Here is a 19,982-nt window from a genome sequence, read left to right as displayed (position 1 = left end):
GTTGCCATTTGGGAAGGAGGATATTCATGCGTCTTCGGTTCCTCGGCTCCACCTCGGAGGCCGGCGCCTGCCCCTCGCTCTACGAGACCGACCGCGGCACGATCGTCGTCCAGGGCCTCACGGTGAACGACCCGGAAGCCCGGGCCGACCTGCGCGAGGTCCTTCCCGGCGAGTCGGCGGTGGAGGTCCCGCGCGCGCTGCTCGTCGAGATCGCGCGCGCGGTCCTGACCGGCCAGGAACCGGGTCCGAGCGGCGGCTGATCACGAATAGGGAGATCCCTCTGGCACACGGGCCGCTGTAGGTCTACCCTCTTGCGAGTCCGTGGCCGACCGGAGGGTGAGCGTGAGCAGCTTTCAGCAGGCGCGGGTCGACCTGGGCGTCCGGCTCCGCCACCTGCGAGAGACCGCACAGCTCTCCGGCAAGGACCTCGCGGCGCGGCTGAACTGGCAGGCGTCCAAGGTCTCGCGCATCGAGAACGCCCGGCAGACCGCGACCGAGGACGACGTGGTGTCGTGGGGCCAGGCCGTCGAGGCGACGTCCGAGGTGATCGACGAGCTGATCGCCGGGGCCGTCGGGCTCCTCGAACGGCAGGAGTCCTGGAAGCAGCGCCACAAGAGCGGGCTCGCCGCGCTCCAGGAGGACGTCCGCGACCTGGAGTCGCGCACCCGCCTCTTCCGCGTGTTCGAGCCCGCCGTCATCATCGGCCTGCTCCAGACGGCCGAGTACGCCCGGCACATCTTCTGCAAGGTGCGCCGGGTCTACGGCGCCACCGACGACGTCGACGCCGCGATCCGCGTCCGCATGCGCCGCCAGGAGATCCTCTACGACCAGGAGCGGCGGTTCCGGTTCGTGCTCCCCGAGGCCGCCCTGCGCTACCGGCTCGCGCCCGCCGACGTGATGCGCGGCCAGCTCGACCGGCTGCTCGCCGTCACCACGCTGCCGAACGTCGAGTTCGGGGTGATCCCCTTCGCGGCCGAGCTGCCGTCCGCGCTGCTCAACGGCTTCTGGATCTACAACGACTCGCTGGTGGCCGTGCCGACGCGCACCAAGGACTTCCAGCTCCGCGACGCCGAGGACGTGGCGTTCTACGCGGGCGCGTTCGAGGACCTGTGCGAGGTCGCGGTGTTCCGCGAGAAGGCGCGCGAGGTGATCGTCCGCGTGCTCGTGGACTTCGCCGACCCGGTGGGGCGGTAGCCAGCGGCGGGGCCATAACATCAGGATCTAGAACCGGAATATGTGCATAAATGTGCACTAACCAGGCCGGATGAAGGACCCGAATATTCGGCCTACTAACAATCGTCCCTTAAACCACACAATTGCTTGCCCGCTTCGCCAAGATCATGCAATCCTGACTTCTCTGGTTGAAGCGGAGGTGATTGAGCATGCTGGACACCATGTCCTGCCTGGAGCGATTCGCTCTCGCGGCCCGCGAGCACATCGACCTCTCCGTCCGCGTCCTCGGCGGCACCCCCGTCACGGTACGCGTCCGCAACCGCTTCAGCAGCACTCTCAACGAGGTGGTCACCTGCACCCCGGACGGGGTGTTCCTCACCTCCTGGGGCTACCGGCTCGGCACGGCGGACGACGTCGAGAACGCCGCCGCCCGCCTCGCCTACCTCCTGGCCGCGCTGCCCGCCTGACGCCGGCGCCCTCGCCGCCTCAGCCGACCGTGATCACGACCTTGCCCGCCCCGTGGCGGGTCTCCACCGCGCGGTGCGCGTCCGCCGCACGCTCCAGCGGGAACGTCTCGCGCACGTGTACGCGCAGCTCTCCCCGCGCGTACATGCCGGCCAGCTCGGCGAGCCGGGCGGCCGAGCGCAGCGCGGGCGTCACCCGCACGCCCAGAGCCTCCGCCTGGCCGTGCTCCACCAGCGTGAGAACGCGGGAGCGGTCCTTCACCAGTTCCAGGGAGGCGGTCAGCGCGTCGCCGCCGGCCCCGTCGAGCGCGGCGTCCACCCCGCCGGGGGCCGCCGCCCGCACCCGGGCGACCAGTCCCTCGCCGTAGGCCACCGGGACGGCGCCGAGCCCGCGCAGGTAGTCGTGGTTCGCCTCGCTCGCCGTGCCGACGACGGCCGCGCCCCAGGCGGCCGCGAGCTGCACCGCGATCGTGCCCACCCCGCCCGCCGCCGCGTGGACCAGCACGGTGTCCCCCGCGCCGACGCCGAGCTCCCGCAGCGCGATGTGCGCCGTCTGCGCGCCGGCGCTGAAGCCGCCCGCGACCTCCCACGGCATCTCCGCCGGTTTCGCGGTGACCTGGTCGGCCGGGACCACGATGTACTCGGCGTAGGCGTCGAGCCGCCCGAACCCGAGCACCTCGTCGCCCGCCGCGACCCCCGTCACACCGGGGCCGGTCCGGTCCACGACGCCCGCGAACTCGTTGCCGGGGATCTTCGGTATGTCCGGGGGAACCCCCGGCGGGATCCAGCCCGCCCGGACCGCGCAGTCGTAGGGCTGCACCCCCGCGGCCCGCACCCGGACGCGCACCTCCCCGGGCCCGGCCTCGGGCGTCGCCACCTCCATGAGCCGGAGCACCTCGGGTCCCCCGGGCCGTTCGAACGCCGCCGCCTTCATCTCCGGTCCTTTCGTCGTCGCACCGGGACCGAGTATGTGACCTCAACCTTTGTCGAGGTCAAGCGGGAAAGGGTCAGAGCAGGACCACGCAGCCGCGCTCCCGCAGGGCGTCCACGGCCTCGGGCTCGCGGTCGAGCTTGTTCCAGCGCAGGTCGAGCTTCTCCAGGCGCGGCAGCGCGGCGAGCGCGCGCGGGACGTCGCGCAGGCGGTTGTTGCGCAGGTCCAGGTGGGTCAGCGCGGTCAGGCCCGCGATCGCGTCGGGCAGGCGGGTCAGCACGTTGTCCCGCAGGTCGAGGACGCGCAGCTCGCGCAGCCCGCCGAGCGAGGAGGGCAGGCCGGCGACGCGGTTGCCGCGCAGGTGCAGCTCGCGCAGGCGGGAGAGGCGGCCGAACGACTCCGGCAGCGTGGTCAGGCGGTTGCCGTACAGCCGCAGCTCGACCAGCGCGGCGAGGTCTCCGAGGGTCTCCGGCAGCGTCGCCAGCCGGTTGTCGGTCAGGTTGAGGTACGCCAGGCGGCGCAGCCGTCCGAGGGAGGCCGGCACCGAGGTGAGGCCGTTGTCGCTCAGGTACAGGTAGTCGCTCAGGTTCTCCAGGTCGCCGAGCGCGGCGGGCACGCCGGCCAGGGAGTTGTGGCCGAGGTCCAGCATGCGCAGGTCGCGCAGCCGGCCGATGTCCTCGGGGATCTCGGTGAGCGCGTTCTCCGCCAGGTTCAGCGACCGCAGCCCGGCGAGGTCCCACAGCGCGCCGGGGACCGAGGTGAGCGCGTTGCCGCCTACCGCGAGGTGGCGCAGCCCGCGCAGGCGGCCGAGGCCGGCGGGCAGCGCGGCGAGACGGTTGCCGTACAGGAAGAGGCTGGTCAGGCCGGGCAGTTCCAGGACCGGGCCGGGGACGGCGTCGAGCGCGTTGCCGTCCAGGTGCAGCTCGCGCAGCGAGCGGAGCGCGGCGATCCGCGGCGGCAGTCCGGTGAGGCGGTTGCCGTCGAGCCGCAGGGTGACGAGCCCGGTGAGCCGGCCGATGGAGGCGGGGAGCTCGGTGATCCGGTTCCAGGCCAGGTCGACCAGCCGCAGGCCGGTCAGCTCGCCCAGCTCGGCGGGCGGCCGGTCGAGCCCGAGCCCGGGGGCGCGCAGTTCGGCCACGACGCCGTCGCGGCGGACCAGCGCGCCCGCGGGGAGCGTGGTCACCGGGCGCCGCCCAGCGATGCGACCAGGTCGGGCAGCGTGCCGGTGGCGGCGGCGATGACCAGCGGGTCCTGGTACTCGCGCCAGTGCGCCACCTGCCCGTCGCGGACGCGCAGCACCGCGATGAACGGCGCCCACGTGTCCTCCCGCGCGCCCGGCAGCCGGCCGCCCAGCTCGTACTCGACGACGATGACGTCGGGGTCGGCGGTCTCGTGGACGACGAGGCGGCGGCGTTCCAGCCTTGCGGGGAGCTCGGCGCGGCGGGGGCGGGCGTAGGCGAGGAACGCCTCGCGTCCCTCCCAGCGGCGGGGACGGCCGGGCGGGGCGAAAGGGGTCTCGATGACGACGTCGTCGGCCCACAGCGACTCCTCCGGCATCCCGGCGGACCAGGGGAAACGCTCGAACACCTCGCGTGCGGTCGCGGACATGGCGATCCTTTCGACGTCCGGAGATAAGATGAGTGGTGACTCATGTTGAAGATAGTGAGTATCCACTCATGTTGTCAACGCCGACAATGGATGCCTATGACCTCCTCCGAATCGCCGACATCCCCGCCGTCCCCACTGTCTCCGCCGTCCCCGCCGCTGCGGGCCGACGCGCGGCGCAACCGCGCGCGCATCCTGGAGTCGGCCGCGGCCGTGTTCGCCGAGAAGGGCGCCTCCGCCACCACCGAGGAGGTCGCGGTGCGCGCGGGGGTGGCCGTCGGCACGGTGTTCCGGCACTTCCCCACCAAGAACGACCTGCTCAAGGCCATCCTGAAGGACCTGATGGAGCACCTCGCCGAGCGGGTGCGCGCCCTGGGCTCCGGTGACCCGGCCACCGGGCTGTTCGCCTTCTTCGGCGAGATGGTGGGTCAGGCCGTGGAGAAACGCACCGTCGCCGAACTCGCGGCCGCCGACTTCGGCGTGGACACGATGGTGGCCGGCCCCGTCGAAACGCTCCGCGACGCCATCGGCACGCTGCTCGCTCGCGCGCAGGCGGCGGGGGCCGTGCGCGCGGACGTGCGGCCGGACGAGGTGCTCGCGCTGCTGACCGGCGTGTGCCAGGGCGCCGTCCACGCCGCCTGGCCCCCCGACCTGCAGCGCCGCGTGCTCGCCATCGTCTTCGCCGGCCTGCGTCCCTGACGCGCGGCCGGGCTAGGAGTCGGGGAAGTCGGCGCGGGAGAGGCCGACCTCGCGGGCGGCGGCGATGCGGGCGTGCTCGAGCAGGCGGCGCCGGGACAGCACCGACGGGTGCAGGGTGTAGCGGATGATGAGGCCGTCCAGCATGCCGTCGATGCGCTCGGCGGCGCCGCGCGGGTCGTCGCAGGTGAACTCGCCGCTGTCCACGCCCGACAGGATGACCTGCTCCAGGGCGCCGATCCAGCCGGACTCCAGCTCCAGCAGGATCTGCTGGACGACGGCCTCGCGCAGCCCGGCGGCGAAGGCGTCGATCCACAGCAGCCAGCTCTGGTCGGCCCGCGACCTCGGGATGTAGTAGCGCAGCACCCGGTCCAGACGCTCGACGCCGGTGCCGGGATCCTGGACGAGCTGCTTGAGCCGGCCGACCTCGCCGTCGATGGTCGTGCGGAGCATCGCCGTGATCAGGTCGTCCTTGGTGGCGAAGTGGTAGTGGATCAGCCCGCCGCTGACGTTGGTGGCCTTGGCGATGTCGGCGACCCGGGTGCTGGAGATGCCCCGTTCGAGCACGACGCGCCGCGCGGCGTCCAGGAGCTCCGCCCGGCGATGGTCGGCCTGGTCGGCCCGGCTGCCCCGCGTCCCCCCGCCTGCCCCATCCGCACTGCGCACGCGCCGATCCTACTACCCGCCGCCGTTCCCGCCCGCCGCACCTTCCTGACCCTCCGGCCACCCGAACCTGCCCGCGACGGCGCCCCCACCCGCCGCCGTTCCCAGGGCGGCGGGGGCGCGGCGCGGGCGGTCAGGCGCCGAGGGCGTTGCGCAGGTCCATGACGTGGTCCTGGGTCTGCTGGAGCAGGGGGCGCAGGGCCTCGGCGACGTCGGGCAGGCCCAGGTCCATGGCCTACGCCACGCGCTCGCGGTAGCGATCGAGCTGCGTCTCCTCCAGTTCCAGGTCCAGGCGCAGCGCCGCCGCGCCGTCGGGGACGCTCGGCACCTCGGGCACCGACACCGCCGGGACGCCGCCGAGGAAGGCGATCTGGCCCGCGAGCGTCGTCGCGTGGTCCAGCTCCTGGTGGAGGTGGACCTTCAGCTCCTCGACCAGGCTCTGATACTCCGGCCCGCTGATCGTCGCCGTGTGCTGGGTGTACTGCACGATCGAGCGGTACTCGCTCTCCAGGTCCTCGTTGAGCAGGGCGATGAAACTCTGCTGGTCCACGCCGTCCGTCCTTCCGTGCTGTTTCCTGTGTCGGGTTCTGCGTTCGGTCCCGTGTCGGATGCCGAGCCCGGCTCCGGTTCGAGTTCGGTTCCGCTTCCGAGTCGGGTTCCGAGGTCGATGTCCCTACCCAGCTCGGCGAGGGGGATGCGTGGCCTCCGCGCGGTCAGCTCAGGCGGTAGAGCGTGCCGCCCGTCCCCGTGCCGCCGTACTCCGGCGCGGGGACCTCGGCGCCGTGGCTCCGCACCCACGTGGCGACCTCACCGTCCTGCCCTCGGGGACCGCCCACGCCCCCGCCGAGGACGACGTACTTCACCCGCCCCGCCGCCACGTACCGCTGGAGCTTCGCCACGGTCATCGCGGGGTCGGAGCCGGTGAAGCCGCCCATCGCGAGCACCGGCTCGCCCCCGGTGGCGAGAATGAGAGGCGATGCCTCCCGGGCACTGCTCACCGCGACCAGCCACTCCGCGTCCCCACGGTTCCGGCGCAGGTAGCCGGCCAGCCCGGCGTCCACGGTCGTACGCGCACCGTCCACGCCGCCCGCGCCCATGCCGCGCGGCCGGAACGAGCCTCCCGTCCCGCCGGGGCCGGTCTGCGGGCCGGCGGTCGGGTTGGAGCCGTTGACCGGCGACGACAGCGGGGTGAGCGCGTAGGCCGCCGGCCCCGCGAGACCGCCCGCGAGCCCGAGGGCGAGCGCTACCACGGCGAGCCGCGCGCGACCCCGGCGGCCGAGCCGGATCAGGACGAGCCCGAGGACCGCCGCCGCGCCGAGAGCCGCGACCGCGTAGGCGAGCCACGGCGTCCAGCCGGGCGTGCGCCGCAGGACCACGAACGCCCAGCCGGCGGTGAGGGCGACTCCTGCCGGAAGCGCCCAGCCGGTGACCGCGCGCCGTTCCCGGTACGCCCGCCACATCAGCACGCCGCCGACGCCGGTGAGCGCGGCGACGGCGGGGGCCATCGCGGGCGCAGCCGCCTGCACACGGTGAGGCCGGAGGGGTCGTGGGAAGCACGGTGGTCTCCGGTTGCGCTCACCGGCCCACGTTAGCCGCCGACGCTGAGAGGTCCATGAACGATCATGAGAATCGGATGAGAACGCGGTCAGCCCGCCAGGACGGCCATGGCGGCGTTGTGGCCGGGGATGCCGCTGACCCCGCCGCCGCGCCGCGCGCCCGCCCCGCACAGCAGGACGCGGGGGTGCGCGGTCTCCACGCCCCAGCGCCCGGCCTCGTCCGGGTGCTCGGCGAAGGGCCAGGACAGGTCGCGGTGGAAGATGTGGCCGCCGGGCAGTCCGGCCTCCCGCTCCAGGTCGACCGGGGTCTTGACCTCCAGGCACGGCGACCCGTCCGGCCCGCGCAGCAGGCAGTCCTCGACGGGTTCCGCCAGCACCGCGTCGAGGGAGGCCAGGGTGGCGGCCAGCGCCTTCGCGCGGGCCGCCCCGGGATCGGCGCGGAAGAGGCGGGCGGGCATGTGGAGGCCGAACAGCGTCATCGTGTGGGCCCCGGCCGCTCGCAGCGACGGCCCGAGGATGGAGGGGTCGGTCAGCGAGTGGCAGTACACCTCCGCGGGCGGCAGCGCGGGGATCGTCCCGGCGGCGGCCTGCGCGTGGGCCCGTGCCAGCGCCTCGCCGCCCTCGTTGACGTGGAAGGTGCCGCCGAACGCCTCGGCCGGGGTCACCGCGGGGTCCTTGAGCCGGGGCAGCCGCGCCAGCACCATGTTGACCTTGAGCTGGGAGCCCTCGGGCGGCTCCTGCGCGCCGCCGAGCAGGCGGGCGAGGACGGCGGGAGGGGCGTTCACCAGCACGTGGCCGCCGGTCACGGCGTGCTCGGCGCCGCGGTCGTCACGGAAGGCGACCTCTCCGGAGGGGTCGATGGCGAGCACCTCCATCCCGGTGCGGATCTCCGCGCCGGCCCGCGCGGCGGCCTCGGCGAGCGCGCCGGTGACCGCGCCCATGCCGCCCACGGGCACCTTCCACTCCCCCGTGCCGTCGCCGATGACGTGGTAGAGCAGGCAGCGGTTGGCCGCCAGGTCGGCGGCCGGGTCGGCGAAGGTCCCGATGAGGGCGTCGGTGAGCACCACTCCCCTGACCGTGTCGTCGCCGAAGCGCTCGGCCACCACCTGGCCGATCGGCCGTTCGAACAGGTCGCGCCACGCCTCCTCGTCGGCGATGACCTCCGCGCGGACGTCCGCCCGCTCGCGCAGGGGTTCCAGCAGCGTGGGGGCGAGGCGGCGGGCGACGCGCGCGGTCATGGCGTAGAAGCGGCGCCAGGCGGCGAGATCGCCCGGACCGCCGGTCACGGCGGCGAAGGAGGCGGCGGTGCGGGCCGGGTCCTCGTTGTCGGCCAGCAGGCCGGCGCCGCCGACGGGGGTGTAGGAGGCGTAGCGGCGGCGGCGCAGCTCCAGGTCCAGGCCCAGGTCGGCGACGATCTTGGCGGGCAGGAGGCTGACCAGGTAGGAGTAGCGGGACAGCCGGGCGTCCACGCCGGGGAAGGCGCGGGCGGACACCGCGAGGCCGCCGGTGTGCGGCAGCCGTTCCAGCACGAGCACCCGGCGTCCGGCGCGCGCCAGGTAGGCGGCGGCGGTCAGGCCGTTGTGCCCGGCGCCCGCGATCACCACGTCGTAGTGCGACCGGCGCATGCCAAAGCCTCCCAACTCGGACAGTACGGTGAGACGGCACATCAGGGGCAGAATCCCCTGCGAGCCTACATACGGAGAGGATCGAGAGCGAGCATGCAGAAGACCGGCCCGAGCCCGGCGATCCGGACGTCCGAGGAAGTGACCGAGGCCCTGGCCGCCGGTTCCCCCGTGGTGGCGCTGGAGACGACGATCATCTCCCACGGCCTGCCCCGCCCGCGCAACCTGCGGGTGGCGCTGGAACTGGAGGAGCTGGTCCGGCGGGCGGGCGCGGTGCCCGCGACCATCGCCGTCCTCGACGGGGTGGCCCGCGTCGGCCTGGACAAGGACATGCTGGAGCGCGTCGCCACCGAGGACGGCCTGCGCAAGCTGGGCTTCCGCGACCTGCCGCTCGCCGCGGCCCTGTCGGCGAGCGGCGCGACCACCGTCTCGGCCACCGCCTTCCTCGCGGCCCGCGCCGGGATCCGGGTGTTCGCCACCGGCGGCCTCGGCGGCGTGCACCGCGGGTGGACCACCGACCAGGACGAGTCCGCCGACCTGGACATGCTCGCCAAGACCAGGATCACGGTCGTGTGCGCGGGGGTGAAGTCGATCCTGGACGTGCCCGCCACGCTGCAGCGGCTGGAGACGCGCGGGGTCACCGTCGCCGGGTACCGCACCGACTCCTTCCCCGGGTTCTACCTGCACAGCTCCGGGCTGCCCGTGGACTGGCGGCTGGAGACCCCGCAGGAGGCCGCGGCCGTCATGCGCGCGCAGGACCTCCTCGGCGGCCCCGAGAGCGCGCTGATCGTCGCCAACCCCGTCCCCGACGGCGACCAGCTCGACCCGGTGCTGCACGACCGCGTGCTGGCCGAGGCCCTCGCCGCCGCCGCGCGAGAGGGCGTCACCGGGCAGGCGATCACGCCGTTCCTGCTGGACTTCCTGGTCCGGGGCACCGGCGGCGCGTCGCTGGAGGCGAACCTGGCGGCCGTGCGCGGCAACGTCCGCCTGGCCGCCGCGATCGCCGCCGCCTGGGCCGGCCCCGGTTCCCCGGAGGGCTGAGTGGGCGGGCTGCTCGTCATCGGCGACGCCGTCACCGATGTGGTCGCCGTCCACGGCGCCCCGGTCGCGACCGGCACCGACACCCCCGCCGACATCGTGGTGCGGCCGGGCGGCTCCGGGGCCAACACCGCCTGCTGGGCCGCGCACCTCGGCGCGGACGCCCGCCTCCTCACCCGGGTCGGGTACGACACCGGGGCCTGGCACGTCGCCGAGCTGCGCGGCGCGGGGGTGCGCCCGCACGCCCGCGTGGACCCCGGGCACCCGACGGCCGTGGTGATCGCGATGGTGGACGGCGCGGGCGAGCGGTCCATGCTGACCAACCGGGGCGCGGGCGGGCGCATCGGCCCGTCCGACTGGGACGATCGGCTGCTCGACGGCGTGAGCCGCCTGCACGTCTCGGCCTACACCCTGTTCGCCGGGCCGGGCCTCGACCTGTTCAGGACGGCGGTGCGCGCGGCGGCGCGCCGCGGGGTCGCCATCAGCGTGGACCCGGCCTCCACCGGTCCCCTCGCCGGCTTCGGCGTGGACCGGTTCCTGCGCGAGACCGCGGCGGCGTCGCTGCTCGTCCCCAACCGGGACGAGGCGCTGCTGCTCACCGGCGAGCGCGACCCGGAGGCCGCCGCCGCGGCGCTCGGCGCCCGGTACGGCATGGCGGCGGTGAAGCTCGGCGCCGGCGGCGCGCTACTGGCGCGGGACGGGCGGGTGGTGGCGCGGGCGCCCGCCGTGGCGGCCCGGGCGGTGGACTCCACGGGCGCGGGGGACGCGTTCGCCGCGGGATTCCTCGCCGCACTGCTGTCCGGTCACCCGGCGGAGTCCGCGCTGGTGGCGGGGTGCGCGGCCGGGGCGCGGGCGGTCGCGAGGCTCGGCGGGAGACCCGTCCCGGCGGGCGGGATGCCCGCTGTGCGGATCTCGGAGTCCGGCGAGCCGCTATGTTCTCCCTAGATGGCGCTAATTGCTAGCGTCCGGCGTAAGCTGCACCATTAGCAACATGCGTCACACTCGGGAGGATGCGGTCAGCCGATGGACGCCGATTCAATGATCTGCCTGAGTGATCTGGTGCCGGTCCTGCGCTGGAGCCGACCTCAGCAGGTCGCCGACGTGCTCGCCGATCCCCGGCTCCCCGGGGGCTGGTGGGCCTCGGTCGCGCTCAGTCGCGCGCTCGGCACGACCGGTGTCGAGTGGCTGTGCGACCGCCTCTCACGGCTGGCCGTCAGCCGCTGGGACCATCTGGCGCTCACCGAGCTGCTGCCCGCGCTGCAGGTCCACAAGGTGGACCCGGCGCTGCCCGGCTGGCCGGAGCCCGCGCGCTCGGCCATCGGCGGCGTCGGCGGCTGGCAGCGGCTGCGCAGGCTCACCGCCGCCGACCTGCGCGCCCCGGCGCTCGCCGCCTCCCCCGAGACGATCCTGACGGCGGTGTTCCGCGAGGTGATCGGCCGGGTCCCCGCCGTCTCGGCGCAGGCGCCCGCGGGCCCGCCCACCGGCCCCGTGCAGAACGCCGCCGCGCCGCCCGTGGCGCAGGTCCCCGCCCCGCCGCCGGTGTCGGACAACCCGCTCGTCCGCCTGGTCGACGCGGTGTTCCGCGAGTGGACGCCGCTGGAGCGGGCCGTGGCCATCGAGCGGCTCTTCGCCGAGGAGCCGGTCAGCCTGCGCACGCTGGCCCACGATCTGCACGTGGACCGCGACGTGCTGTCCCAGGCGCAGCGCGCCGCCGAGGAGCGCGTCCTGCACTGGCTGCGCTCGCCGGAGGGCACCCCGGTGACCGGGCACCTGTTCCGGCTCACCGAGTGGCTCGGCAACGCCGCCACCGAGGAGCAGCTCATCGGCGCCGACCCGGCGCACCCGATCGAGGTGCCCTCGCTCGGCACGCCCCTGTGGCGGGTGCTGGTGGCGCTCATGCCGGACCGCCGCCTGCAGGACGGCTGGCTGGTCGTCGGCGACCTGACCCGGCTGCGGGAGCGCACCGCCCAGATGCTCGGGGACAAGACCTCCGGCGAGGACGCGGTCGAGCTGCTCGCCCAGGTGGGGATCCGCGCGCACTCGGCCCAGGCGTGGATCGAGGCGCTGCCCAAGGTCGCGGTGCGGCCCCCCGACCCCACGACGACCGGCGGCTTCGCGCCGCTGCCCCGCCGCACGCCTGGCGCCAACGGCCACCAGATGCGCGGCGGCGTGCCGGTGCCGTCGGTGGCGGGCAACCTGCCCGACGCGCAGACCGCCCAGAACGCCCTGGCCGCGCTCACGGCGCTGTCCGGCCCGCCGCGGCCGCACCTGGTGCCCGAGCCGCGCGCCGCGACCCACGCGCCGCCGCTGCCGGGGCCGGCCTCCGACCCGCGCCGCTGGCAGCGCATCGACGTCACCAGCGAGCACCTGCGCGGCGAGCCCGTGCCGGTGCCGGAGGGGTACGCGACGCAGCTCGGCATGCGTCCCGGCACGCTGCTGTCGGTCACCGGGCCGGGGGACAACGCGGTGGTGCTGGTCTGGCGCGACCGCCAGCCGGTGTTCGACTCGCTCCAGCCGGTGCTCATGCGCCTCAACGCCAGGCCCGGGGACTCGGTGTACGTCACCGTGGACGGGTACCGCCTGGACGCGCAGCTCACCTCGTGACGGGCCCGGGGCGCCGCCCCGGGTTCACTCCTGCGCGCCGGCTTTCAGAACCTTGCGGTAGTACGTTCCAGCGGACTCGTATTTGAGCGCGTTGTAGAACTCCGGCGCCCTGCGCGTCGCCAGGGCGATGTACCCGCCGTCCCGCGAGCGCGCCCAGCGCTCGAACTCCTCCAGCAGCGCGCGCCCGAGGCCCCGCCTGCGGAAGCCGTGCTGGGTGATGGCCTCCTCCACCCAGGCGACGGGGCCGTTGGCGAACAGCGTCAGGTGCACGAAGCCGAGAAGGTATCCGCGCACGGCGCCGTCCACGACGGCCACCAGCACGGACGCGTCGGGGTTGGCGAGCAGCGCCGGATACGCCGCGTGGAAGGCGGCGCGCTCGGGCCGGAAGGACAGGGCGAACTCGCGCGTCAGCCCGTAGATCTCCTCGGCGTCGTCCTCGCGGGCCCTCCGTACCAGGAGATCATCTGAAGTCATGAATGGGACTTTAGGGACTCGGCGCACCCTTCGTCCATTCGGGGTGCCCGGAAGATCAGAATTCGCCCTCCGCGCTCACCGTGCGGCCGAGCTGCGCGATGAGCTCCAGCTGGTCGTAGTAGATGCGGTAGCCGACGACGCCGTCCTCGTCCACGGTACAGAAGGATGCGCCGCGGACGGCGATGGGACGCCCGGTCGCCGCCACGACGTCGCCGCCCGGCAGCATGTACGCGCCGCCGTGCGTGCCGGTGAGGGTCCACTCGCCGATGGCCGTGTCGCCGCACGCGACCGTGCTCCAGAGCGTCACGACCGCGTCAGGGAAGGCCGTCAGGGACGTCTCGAAGAAGTAGGAGATCTCCTCCAGCCCGTCCCCCACGCCGCTGGGGGTGACGAACACTCCCCTGGCGTCGAAACAACGGGTCACCGCCTCCAGGTCGTGCCGGTTGAAGCCTTCGGTGACCTTGTCGAGGATCGTGCGCGCGTCGGGCATGGGGGCGGGCCTTTCTCGCGGCGTCACCGGCCGCGCCGGAGTGCTTTGTCGTTTATCGCGTCTTGTGCTCCATATGTCCGTTTGCTCACGATAGCGCAGGCCGTTGTGCCGTGCCCCGGAACGCCCCGGCGTCAGGCGCTCAGGCCGAGCTGGCGGGCGATGAGGATGCGCTGCACCTCGCTGGTGCCCTCGCCGATCTCCAGGATCTTCGCGTCGCGGTAGAACCGGCCCACGGGGTACTCGTTCATGAAGCCGTAGCCGCCGAAGATCTGCGTGGCGTCGCGGGCGTTGTCCATGGCGGCGTTCGAGCTCACCAGCTTGGCGATCGCCGCCTCCCTCTTGAACGGCTCGCCCGCGAGCATCTTCTCGGCCGCGTGGTAGTACGCCAGGCGGGCGGTGTGCGCGCGCACCTCCATGTCGGCCACCTTGAACTGGATGGCCTGGTAGCGCCCGATCGCCTGCCCGAACGCGTGCCGCTCCTTGACGTAGCGCAGGCTCTCGTCCACGCAGCCCTGCGCCAGGCCCACCGACAGCGCGGCGATGGCGACCCGGCCCTCGTCCAGGGTCTGCAGGAACTGGGCGTACCCGCGCCCGCGCTCGCCGAGCAGGTTGGCGGCGGGCACGCGGCAGTCGGAGAACGCCAGCTCGCGGGTGTCGGAGGCCGACCAGCCGACCTTGGAGTACTTCTTGGACACCGTGAACCCGGGCGTGCCCGACGGGACCAGGATCGTGGAGATCTCCGGCGCGGCCTCGCCGTCGGCCCTGCGCCGCTCCCCGGTGATGGCGGCGACCGCCACGAAGCCGGTGATGTCGGTGCCGGAGTTGGTGATGAACGCCTTGGAGCCGTTGATCACCCACTCGCCGCCGTCCAGGACGGCCGTGGTGCGCATGCCGCCGGGCACGTCGGAGCCGCCGCCGGGCTCGGTGAGCCCGAACGCGCCGAGCCTGCGCCCGGAGGTCAGCTCCGGCAGCCATTCGGCCTTCTGCTCCGCGGAGCCGAACCGGTAGACCGGCATCGCGCCGAGCGACACCGCGGCCTCCAGGGTGATCGCCACCGAGGAGTCGACGCGGGCCAGTTCCTCCAGGGCGAGGCACAGCGCGAAGTAGTCCCCGCCCATGCCCCCGTACTCCTCGGGGATGGGCAGGCCGAACAGTCCCATGTGGCCCATCCGGGACACGATGTCGTAGGGGAACTCGCAGCGCTCGTAGTAGTCGCCGATCACCGGCGCCACCACGTCCCGGGAGAACTCCTCGACGGTCTTGCGCAGGGCCTCGTAGTCGTCGCCGAGCCGGTGCATGGTCTACTCCTCATCCTCGGTGAGTTCTTGGGACAGCGCGCGCACCACCGCCGACGGGCTCGGGCGGCCGAGCCGCTCCGCCAGCCACAGGCTGGTGGCGGCCAGCGAGGCCAGGTCCACGCCGGTCTCGATGCCGAGCCCGGAGAGCATCCAGACCAGGTCCTCGGTGGCGAGGTTGCCGGTGGCGCTCTTGGCGTAGGGGCAGCCGCCGATGCCCCCGGCCGAGGCGTCCACCACGGTGACGCCCGCGCGCAGGGCGCTGAGCGTGTTGGCCAGCGCCTGGCCGTAGGTGTCGTGGAAGTGCACGGCGAGGCGCTCGGGGCCGACGCCCGCCGCGGCGAAGGCGGCGAGCAGGGCGGTGACGTGCCCGGGGGTGCCGACGCCGATGGTGTCGCCGAGCGAGAGCTGCTCGCAGCCGAGGTCGAGCAGCCGCCTGCCGTTGCCGACGACCTGCGCGATCGGCACCGGCCCCTCCCACGGGTCGCCGAAGCACATCGACAGGTACGCCCGCACCCGCAGGCCGTTGTCGCGGGCGCGCGCGACGACCGGGGCGAACATCTCGACCGACTCGTCCAGGCCGCGGTTGAGGTTGCGCCGGGCGAAGGTCTCGGTGGCGCTGCCGAAGATCGCGATGTCGGTGACGCCCAGGGCGAGCGCGCGGTCCAGGCCGCGCTCGTTGGGGACCAGCACCGGGTAGCGCACGCCCGGCGCCTTCTCGACGCGCCTCAGCAGTTCCTCGGCGTCGGCGAGCTGGGGCACCCATCGGGGGTGGACGAAGCTGGTGGTCTCGATGGTGGTGAGCCCGGCGGCGGCCAGCCGCGCGACCAGCTCGGCCTTGACCTCCAGCGGCACGATCGCCGGCTCGTTCTGCAGGCCGTCGCGCGGCCCGACCTCGTAGATCGTCACGCGGTCCGGCAGCCCTTCCGCCGGCACCCGCATCGGCTGGAGCATCACGATCCTCCCGTCTCGGTGGCCTCGGGGGACGCCCCGGCGTCCGGGGCCCGGATGACGGCCAGCACCTCGTCCATGTCGACCGGCCGCCCCGCGCGGGCCGTCAGCTCGGCGACGACGCCGTCGGCGGGGGCGGTCACGGTGTGCTCCATCTTCATCGCCTCGACGATCAGCAGCGGCTGCCCCTCGGTCACCGCCTCGCCCGGCACCACCTTGACCAGCAGCACCGTGCCCGGCATCGGGCTGCGCACCACGCCGTCGCCCGCCAGGCCCGCCCCGGCGCGGTCGCCCGGGTCCCCGGGCAGGTGGCGGGTGAGGGCCCAGGCGCGGCCGTCGCGCCCGAGCCACACCGTGTGCCCGTCGCGGGCGCAGGCGTAGCGCGTGGTGACCCCGTCCAGGGTGACCAGCGCGTCGCCGCCCTCCCGCGCGACCCTGGCCTCCGACGGCGGCCCGTCCCCGACGGCGACCTCGGCGCCGCGCGCGGGCAGGCCCCTGACCCGGACGGCGACCGGCTCGCCCCGCGCGGCGAGCGGCCAGGTCGTCCAGGCGGGCTCGCCGATCCGCCAGCCGTCCGGCACGTCCCAGGGGTCGTCGTCGCCCCCGGACAGCTCGTCGTGCAGGACCAGGGCCGCCGCGGCGAGCACCTCGTCCGGCGGGGCGCCGGTGGCGTGGGCGGCGGCGAGCAGGGCGTCGAGGCGCTGGTCGATCAGGCCGGTGCCGAGCCGCCCGGCGGCGACGTCGGCGTCGGCCAGCAGGGCGCGCAGGAAGGCGATGTTGGTGGTGACGCCGAGGACCGTGGTGCGCCGCAGCGCGGTGTCGAGCCCCCGCAGGGCGGCGGCCCGGTCGGAACCCCAGGCGATCACCTTGGCGAGCATGGGGTCGTAGTCGCTGCCGACGACCGCGCCCGGGAACAGGCCGGAGTCCACCCGCACGCCGGCCGCGTCCTCGGGCTCGGCCAGGGCCAGCACCCGGCCGCCGGTGGGCAGGAAGTCGCGCGCCGGGTCCTCGGCGTACACACGGGCCTCCACGGCGTGGCCGCGCATGCGCACGTCCTGCTGCGCCAGGGGCAGGGGCTCGCCCGCCGCGACGCGGAGCTGCAGCTCCACCAGGTCGAGGCCGGTGACCATCTCGGTGACCGGGTGCTCGACCTGCAGGCGGGTGTTCATCTCGATGAAGTAGCCGGGGTGCCCCGGCTGGTCGCCCGGGACGATGAACTCGACGGTGCCCGCGCCGACGTACCCGACCGAGCGGGCGGCGCTGACCGCGGCGGCTCCCATGCGCCGGCGGGTCTCCTCGTCGATCAGCGGCGAGGGGGCCTCCTCGACGATCTTCTGGTGGCGGCGCTGGAGGCTGCACTCGCGCTCGCCGAGGTGGATCACGTTGCCGTGGGTGTCGGCCAGGACCTGGATCTCGATGTGCCGGGGGTCGGAGACGTACCGCTCGACGAGCAGGGTGGCGTCGCCGAACGCGGCGGCGGCCGTGCGCCGCGCGGAGGCGACCGCCTCGGCCAGCTCGCCCGCCGACCGCACCACCAGCATGCCCTTGCCGCCACCGCCCGCCGACGGCTTGATCAGCACGGGGAAGCCGATGCGCGCCGCGGCCTCGGCCAGGTCGTCGCCGGGCTCGGCGCCGCCGGGCACCACGGGCACGCCCGCGGCGGCCACGGTGGCCTTGGCGCGGATCTTGTCGCCCATCGCCTCGATGGCCGGCGGCGGCGGGCCGACGAACACCAGCCCCTCCTCGGCGCAGCGGCGCGCGAACGCGGTGTTCTCGGCCAGGAAGCCGTACCCGGGGTGGACGGCCCGGGCGCCGCTCGCCTTCGCGGCGGCGACGACGCCCTCGATGTCGAGGTAGCCCGAGGCGAGCCGGACGGCGGCGTCGGCCTCGCGGACGTGCCGCGCCCCGGCGTCGGCGTCGCTGTGGACGGCGACGGAGCGGAGGCCGAGCCGCCGGAGCGTCCTGATGACGCGCAGGGCGATCTCGCCGCGGTTGGCCACGAGCACGGTGCCGATGCCAGAGAGCCCAGAAACCATGATCACATCCGGAAGACGCCGTAGCCGATGGGGTCGAGGGGGGCGTTGGCCGCGGCCGACAGGGCCAGCCCCAGCACGGTGCGGGTGTCGAGCGGGTCTATCACGCCGTCGTCCCAGAGCCGCGCGGTGGAGTAGTACGGGTTGCCCTGGCGCTCGTACCGCTCCCGGATCTCGCGCTTGAACTCGGCCTCGCCCTCGGCGTCGCCGCCGGGGCGCACGGTGGCCAGGACGTTGGCGGCCTGCTCGCCGCCCATGACCGAGATGCGGGCGTTCGGCCACATCCACAGCAGGCGCGGGGAGTAGGCGCGGCCGGCCATCGCGTAGTTGCCGGCCCCGAAGGAGCCGCCGATCACCACGGTGAACTTGGGGACCCGGGCGCAGGAGACCGCGGTGACCATCTTGGCGCCGTGCTTGGCGATGCCGCCGGCCTCGTAGGCGCGGCCCACCATGAACCCGCTGATGTTCTGGAGGAAGACCAGAGGGACGCCGCGCTGGTCGCACAGCTCGATGAAGTGCGCGCCCTTCAGCGCCGACTCGGCGAACAGGATGCCGTTGTTGGCCACGACGCCGACCGGGTGGCCGTGGATCCTGGCGAAGCCGGTCACCAGCGTGGTGCCGTACTCGGCCTTGAACTCCAGGAACTCGCTGCCGTCCACGACGCGGGCGACGACCTCGCGCACGTCGTAGGGCGTGCGGGTGTCGGAGGGCACGATGCCGTACAGGTCGCGGGGGTCGTGCGCGGGCTCGCGCGACGGGGCGCGCTCCCAGGGGGCGGGGCCGCGCGGGGCGAGGGTGGCGACGATGTCGCGCACGATGGCGAGCGCGTGGACGTCGTCCTCGGCGAGGTGGTCGGTGACGCCGCTGACCCGGGCGTGCACGTCGCCGCCGCCGAGCTCCTCGGCCGTGACCTCCTCGCCGGTGGCGGCCTTCACCAGGGGCGGGCCGCCGAGGAAGATCGTGCCCTGGTTCCTGACGATGACGGCCTCGTCGCTCATCGCGGGCACGTAGGCGCCGCCGGCCGTGCAGGACCCGAGGACGGCGGCGATCTGGGGGATGCCGCGCCGGGACATGGTGGCCTGGTTGTAGAAGATGCGGCCGAAGTGCTCGCGGTCGGGGAAGACCTCGTCCTGCAGCGGGAGGAACGCGCCGCCGGAGTCGACCAGGTAGACGCACGGCAGGTTGTTGTGGAGGGCGACCTCCTGGGCCCGCAGGTGCTTCTTGACGGTGATCGGGTAGTACGTGCCGCCCTTGACGGTGGCGTCGTTGGCCACGATCACGCACTCGCGCCCGGAGACCCGGCCGATGCCGGTGATGATGCCCGCGGCGGGGGCCTCGTCGCCGTACAGGCCGGTGGCGGCCAGCGGCGACAGTTCCAGGAAGCGGGAGCCGGGGTCGAGCAGGGCGCCCACCCGGTCGCGGGGCAGGAGCTTGCCGCGCTCGACGTGCCGCGCGCGGGACCGCTCGGAGCCGCCGAGGGCGGCGAGGGCGAGGCGTTCGCGCAGCTCCGCGGCCAGCCGCTCGTTGACCTCCGCGTTGCGCTTGTACTCCTCGCCGCCCGGACCCACCGCGGTCCGGAGCACAGGGGCCATGGTGCGCTCCTCCCAGAGGGGTTAACGTACGCTAACCTCGACCTCAGATGTTAGTGATTATTAACTGCTTCGTCTACCATTGCCGGTCATGGCCGTCATGCGAAGTCCTACCCGCGTTCCCGGCAACCGCCGCAGGGAGATCCTGGACGCGGCGGCCGGGCTGTTCGCGGCGCGGGGCTTCCACGGCACCTCCATCGAAGAGATCGGCGCGGCCGTCGGCGTCTCGGGCCCGGCCCTGTACCGCCACTTCAGCGGCAAGGAGTCGCTGCTCGCCGAGATGCTGCTCGACGTCAGCGAGCGCCTGCGCGGCGCGGCGGTCGAGCGGGTCACCGCGGCCGGCGCCGCGGGCGAGGCCCTGGACGCGCTGATCGGCGGGCAGATCGACTTCGCGCTCGACCATCCGGCGCTGATCACCGTGCACGACCGCGAGCTCGGCAACGTCCCCGAGCCGTCCCGGCGGCAGATCCGGCGCCTGCAGCGGCTGTACGTCGAGGAGTGGGTCACGGTGCTGACCGAGCTCTACCCCGACGTCCCGCCGCCGGAGCTGCGGGCGGCCACCCACGCGGTCTTCGGCCTGCTCAACTCCACGCCGCACAGCGCCGGGGAGCTTCCCCGCGCGGCCATGGCGGCGCTGCTGCGCCGCCTGGCCCTGGCCGCGCTGTCCGGCCTGGTTAACGAGCGCTAACCTCGCACCCACCTGCACCGCCGTGGGCCCCCGGGACGCGGCGCGCCTTCGTCATGTCCGGAAAGCCGCTTGTTCTGCCAACTATCTAGATATATCGTTTACGTATCTCG

The 19,982-nt window shown here is 74.1% G+C and carries 21 protein-coding genes; 8 read left to right on the top strand and 13 right to left on the bottom strand.

Annotated elements, in window-relative coordinates; all coding sequences use genetic code 11:
- Window positions 1-26: 26 nt before the first annotated feature.
- The 3 genes from BJ981_RS31685 to BJ981_RS31675 all read left to right on the top strand — a co-directional run bounded on the left by BJ981_RS31685 (window position 27) and on the right by BJ981_RS31675 (window position 1,640).
- On the top strand, window positions 27-260 hold the full coding sequence (locus tag BJ981_RS31685) for a hypothetical protein (RefSeq protein WP_184617055.1): 234 nt from the start codon (window positions 27-29) through the stop codon (window positions 258-260).
- 82 nt (window positions 261-342) lie between these two features.
- On the top strand, window positions 343-1,194 hold the full coding sequence (locus BJ981_RS31680) for a helix-turn-helix domain-containing protein (protein ID WP_184617054.1): 852 nt from the start codon (window positions 343-345) through the stop codon (window positions 1,192-1,194).
- 188 nt (window positions 1,195-1,382) lie between these two features.
- Complete coding sequence (locus BJ981_RS31675) at window positions 1,383-1,640, top strand: hypothetical protein (RefSeq protein WP_184617053.1); 258 nt, start codon at window positions 1,383-1,385, stop codon at window positions 1,638-1,640.
- A 19-nt stretch (window positions 1,641-1,659) separates the two neighbouring features.
- Here BJ981_RS31675 and BJ981_RS31670 read toward each other — a convergent pair whose 3' ends face one another.
- The 3 genes from BJ981_RS31670 to BJ981_RS31660 all read right to left on the bottom strand — a co-directional run bounded on the left by BJ981_RS31670 (window position 1,660) and on the right by BJ981_RS31660 (window position 4,176).
- On the bottom strand, window positions 1,660-2,571 hold the full coding sequence (locus BJ981_RS31670; RefSeq protein WP_184617052.1) for an NADP-dependent oxidoreductase: 912 nt from the start codon (window positions 2,569-2,571) through the stop codon (window positions 1,660-1,662).
- Between the two features lie 73 nt (window positions 2,572-2,644).
- Window positions 2,645-3,751, bottom strand: coding sequence for a leucine-rich repeat domain-containing protein (locus BJ981_RS31665; RefSeq protein ID WP_239139244.1), 1,107 nt, complete (start codon window positions 3,749-3,751; stop codon window positions 2,645-2,647).
- Complete coding sequence (locus BJ981_RS31660) at window positions 3,748-4,176, bottom strand: nuclear transport factor 2 family protein (RefSeq protein ID WP_184617051.1); 429 nt, start codon at window positions 4,174-4,176, stop codon at window positions 3,748-3,750. Before BJ981_RS31660 ends, BJ981_RS31665 begins: the two co-directional genes overlap by 4 nt.
- A gap of 96 nt (window positions 4,177-4,272) precedes the next feature.
- Here BJ981_RS31660 and BJ981_RS31655 point away from each other — a divergent pair, with 96 nt between their 5' ends.
- A complete protein-coding gene (locus BJ981_RS31655) occupies window positions 4,273-4,872 on the top strand; it encodes a TetR/AcrR family transcriptional regulator (RefSeq protein WP_184617050.1) in 600 nt (199 codons plus the stop codon).
- Between the two features lie 12 nt (window positions 4,873-4,884).
- Here BJ981_RS31655 and BJ981_RS31650 read toward each other — a convergent pair whose 3' ends face one another.
- From BJ981_RS31650 to BJ981_RS31635, 4 genes are all read right to left on the bottom strand, one after another.
- The gene (locus BJ981_RS31650) at window positions 4,885-5,535 is read right to left on the bottom strand and encodes a TetR/AcrR family transcriptional regulator (protein ID WP_184617049.1); all 651 of its coding nucleotides are present in this window, start codon (window positions 5,533-5,535) and stop codon (window positions 4,885-4,887) included.
- Between the two features lie 232 nt (window positions 5,536-5,767).
- The gene (locus BJ981_RS31645; RefSeq protein ID WP_204070270.1) at window positions 5,768-6,082 is read right to left on the bottom strand and encodes a ferritin-like domain-containing protein; all 315 of its coding nucleotides are present in this window, start codon (window positions 6,080-6,082) and stop codon (window positions 5,768-5,770) included.
- A gap of 163 nt (window positions 6,083-6,245) precedes the next feature.
- Window positions 6,246-7,058, bottom strand: coding sequence for a mannosyltransferase YkcB-related protein (locus BJ981_RS31640; RefSeq protein ID WP_184617048.1), 813 nt, complete (start codon window positions 7,056-7,058; stop codon window positions 6,246-6,248).
- Window positions 7,059-7,177: 119 nt separating this feature from the next.
- Complete coding sequence (locus BJ981_RS31635; protein WP_184617047.1) at window positions 7,178-8,713, bottom strand: phytoene desaturase family protein; 1,536 nt, start codon at window positions 8,711-8,713, stop codon at window positions 7,178-7,180.
- 93 nt (window positions 8,714-8,806) lie between these two features.
- Here BJ981_RS31635 and BJ981_RS31630 point away from each other — a divergent pair, with 93 nt between their 5' ends.
- The 3 genes from BJ981_RS31630 (at window position 8,807) to BJ981_RS31620 (ending at window position 12,352) form a co-directional block, all read left to right on the top strand.
- A complete protein-coding gene (locus BJ981_RS31630; protein WP_184617046.1) occupies window positions 8,807-9,751 on the top strand; it encodes a pseudouridine-5'-phosphate glycosidase in 945 nt (314 codons plus the stop codon).
- Window positions 9,752-10,693: a carbohydrate kinase family protein gene (locus BJ981_RS31625; RefSeq protein ID WP_184617045.1), complete on the top strand. Its 942-nt coding sequence runs from the start codon at window positions 9,752-9,754 to the stop codon at window positions 10,691-10,693. It begins immediately after the preceding gene.
- A gap of 78 nt (window positions 10,694-10,771) precedes the next feature.
- Window positions 10,772-12,352: a serine/threonine-protein kinase gene (locus tag BJ981_RS31620; protein ID WP_184617044.1), complete on the top strand. Its 1,581-nt coding sequence runs from the start codon at window positions 10,772-10,774 to the stop codon at window positions 12,350-12,352.
- A 24-nt stretch (window positions 12,353-12,376) separates the two neighbouring features.
- On the opposite strand, the gene BJ981_RS31615 is transcribed toward BJ981_RS31620, so the two are convergent.
- From BJ981_RS31615 to BJ981_RS31590, 6 genes are all read right to left on the bottom strand, one after another.
- The gene (locus tag BJ981_RS31615) at window positions 12,377-12,826 is read right to left on the bottom strand and encodes a GNAT family N-acetyltransferase (RefSeq protein WP_184617043.1); all 450 of its coding nucleotides are present in this window, start codon (window positions 12,824-12,826) and stop codon (window positions 12,377-12,379) included.
- 55 nt (window positions 12,827-12,881) lie between these two features.
- On the bottom strand, window positions 12,882-13,316 hold the full coding sequence (locus BJ981_RS31610; RefSeq protein WP_184617042.1) for an ester cyclase: 435 nt from the start codon (window positions 13,314-13,316) through the stop codon (window positions 12,882-12,884).
- 131 nt (window positions 13,317-13,447) lie between these two features.
- Window positions 13,448-14,614 carry an acyl-CoA dehydrogenase family protein gene (locus BJ981_RS31605; protein WP_184617041.1) on the bottom strand — a complete coding sequence of 389 codons (1,167 nt, stop codon included), beginning with the start codon at window positions 14,612-14,614 and terminating at the stop codon, window positions 13,448-13,450.
- A gap of 3 nt (window positions 14,615-14,617) precedes the next feature.
- Entirely contained in the window at window positions 14,618-15,565 is a 948-nt protein-coding gene (locus BJ981_RS31600) for a hydroxymethylglutaryl-CoA lyase (RefSeq protein WP_239139245.1), read from the bottom strand.
- Complete coding sequence (locus BJ981_RS31595) at window positions 15,565-17,598, bottom strand: acetyl/propionyl/methylcrotonyl-CoA carboxylase subunit alpha (RefSeq protein ID WP_184617040.1); 2,034 nt, start codon at window positions 17,596-17,598, stop codon at window positions 15,565-15,567. Before BJ981_RS31595 ends, BJ981_RS31600 begins: the two co-directional genes overlap by 1 nt.
- A gap of 2 nt (window positions 17,599-17,600) precedes the next feature.
- Complete coding sequence (locus BJ981_RS31590) at window positions 17,601-19,178, bottom strand: carboxyl transferase domain-containing protein (RefSeq protein WP_443729003.1); 1,578 nt, start codon at window positions 19,176-19,178, stop codon at window positions 17,601-17,603.
- A 97-nt stretch (window positions 19,179-19,275) separates the two neighbouring features.
- Here BJ981_RS31590 and BJ981_RS31585 point away from each other — a divergent pair, with 97 nt between their 5' ends.
- Window positions 19,276-19,872 (top strand): SACE_7040 family transcriptional regulator, encoded by a 597-nt coding sequence (locus BJ981_RS31585; RefSeq protein WP_184617038.1) that lies wholly within the window; start codon window positions 19,276-19,278, stop codon window positions 19,870-19,872.
- The last annotated feature ends 110 nt before the right edge of the window (window positions 19,873-19,982 follow it).

Origin of the sequence: Sphaerisporangium krabiense, assembly GCF_014200435.1 — a bacterium.
Classification (GTDB): domain Bacteria; phylum Actinomycetota; class Actinomycetes; order Streptosporangiales; family Streptosporangiaceae; genus Sphaerisporangium; species Sphaerisporangium krabiense.
This window is presented reverse-complemented; position numbering and strand designations above follow the sequence as displayed.

Bases quoted from the DNA above. Each gene is read 5' to 3' on its own strand.
- BJ981_RS31685 (WP_184617055.1), top strand. From the start codon at position 27: ATGCGTCTTCGGTTCCTCGGCTCCACCTCGGAGGCCGGCGCCTGCCCC.
- BJ981_RS31675 (WP_184617053.1), top strand. From the start codon at position 1,383: ATGCTGGACACCATGTCCTGCCTGGAGCGATTCGCTCTCGCGGCCCGC.
- BJ981_RS31670 (WP_184617052.1), bottom strand. From the start codon at position 2,571: ATGAAGGCGGCGGCGTTCGAACGGCCCGGGGGACCCGAGGTGCTCCGG.
- BJ981_RS31660 (WP_184617051.1), bottom strand. From the start codon at position 4,176: ATGTCCGCGACCGCACGCGAGGTGTTCGAGCGTTTCCCCTGGTCCGCC.
- BJ981_RS31655 (WP_184617050.1), top strand. From the start codon at position 4,273: ATGACCTCCTCCGAATCGCCGACATCCCCGCCGTCCCCACTGTCTCCG.
- BJ981_RS31635 (WP_184617047.1), bottom strand. From the start codon at position 8,713: ATGCGCCGGTCGCACTACGACGTGGTGATCGCGGGCGCCGGGCACAAC.
- BJ981_RS31630 (WP_184617046.1), top strand. From the start codon at position 8,807: ATGCAGAAGACCGGCCCGAGCCCGGCGATCCGGACGTCCGAGGAAGTG.
- BJ981_RS31620 (WP_184617044.1), top strand. From the start codon at position 10,772: ATGGACGCCGATTCAATGATCTGCCTGAGTGATCTGGTGCCGGTCCTG.
- BJ981_RS31615 (WP_184617043.1), bottom strand. From the start codon at position 12,826: ATGACTTCAGATGATCTCCTGGTACGGAGGGCCCGCGAGGACGACGCC.
- BJ981_RS31610 (WP_184617042.1), bottom strand. From the start codon at position 13,316: ATGCCCGACGCGCGCACGATCCTCGACAAGGTCACCGAAGGCTTCAAC.
- BJ981_RS31605 (WP_184617041.1), bottom strand. From the start codon at position 14,614: ATGCACCGGCTCGGCGACGACTACGAGGCCCTGCGCAAGACCGTCGAG.
- BJ981_RS31600 (WP_239139245.1), bottom strand. From the start codon at position 15,565: ATGCTCCAGCCGATGCGGGTGCCGGCGGAAGGGCTGCCGGACCGCGTG.
- BJ981_RS31595 (WP_184617040.1), bottom strand. From the start codon at position 17,598: ATGGTTTCTGGGCTCTCTGGCATCGGCACCGTGCTCGTGGCCAACCGC.
- BJ981_RS31585 (WP_184617038.1), top strand. From the start codon at position 19,276: ATGGCCGTCATGCGAAGTCCTACCCGCGTTCCCGGCAACCGCCGCAGG.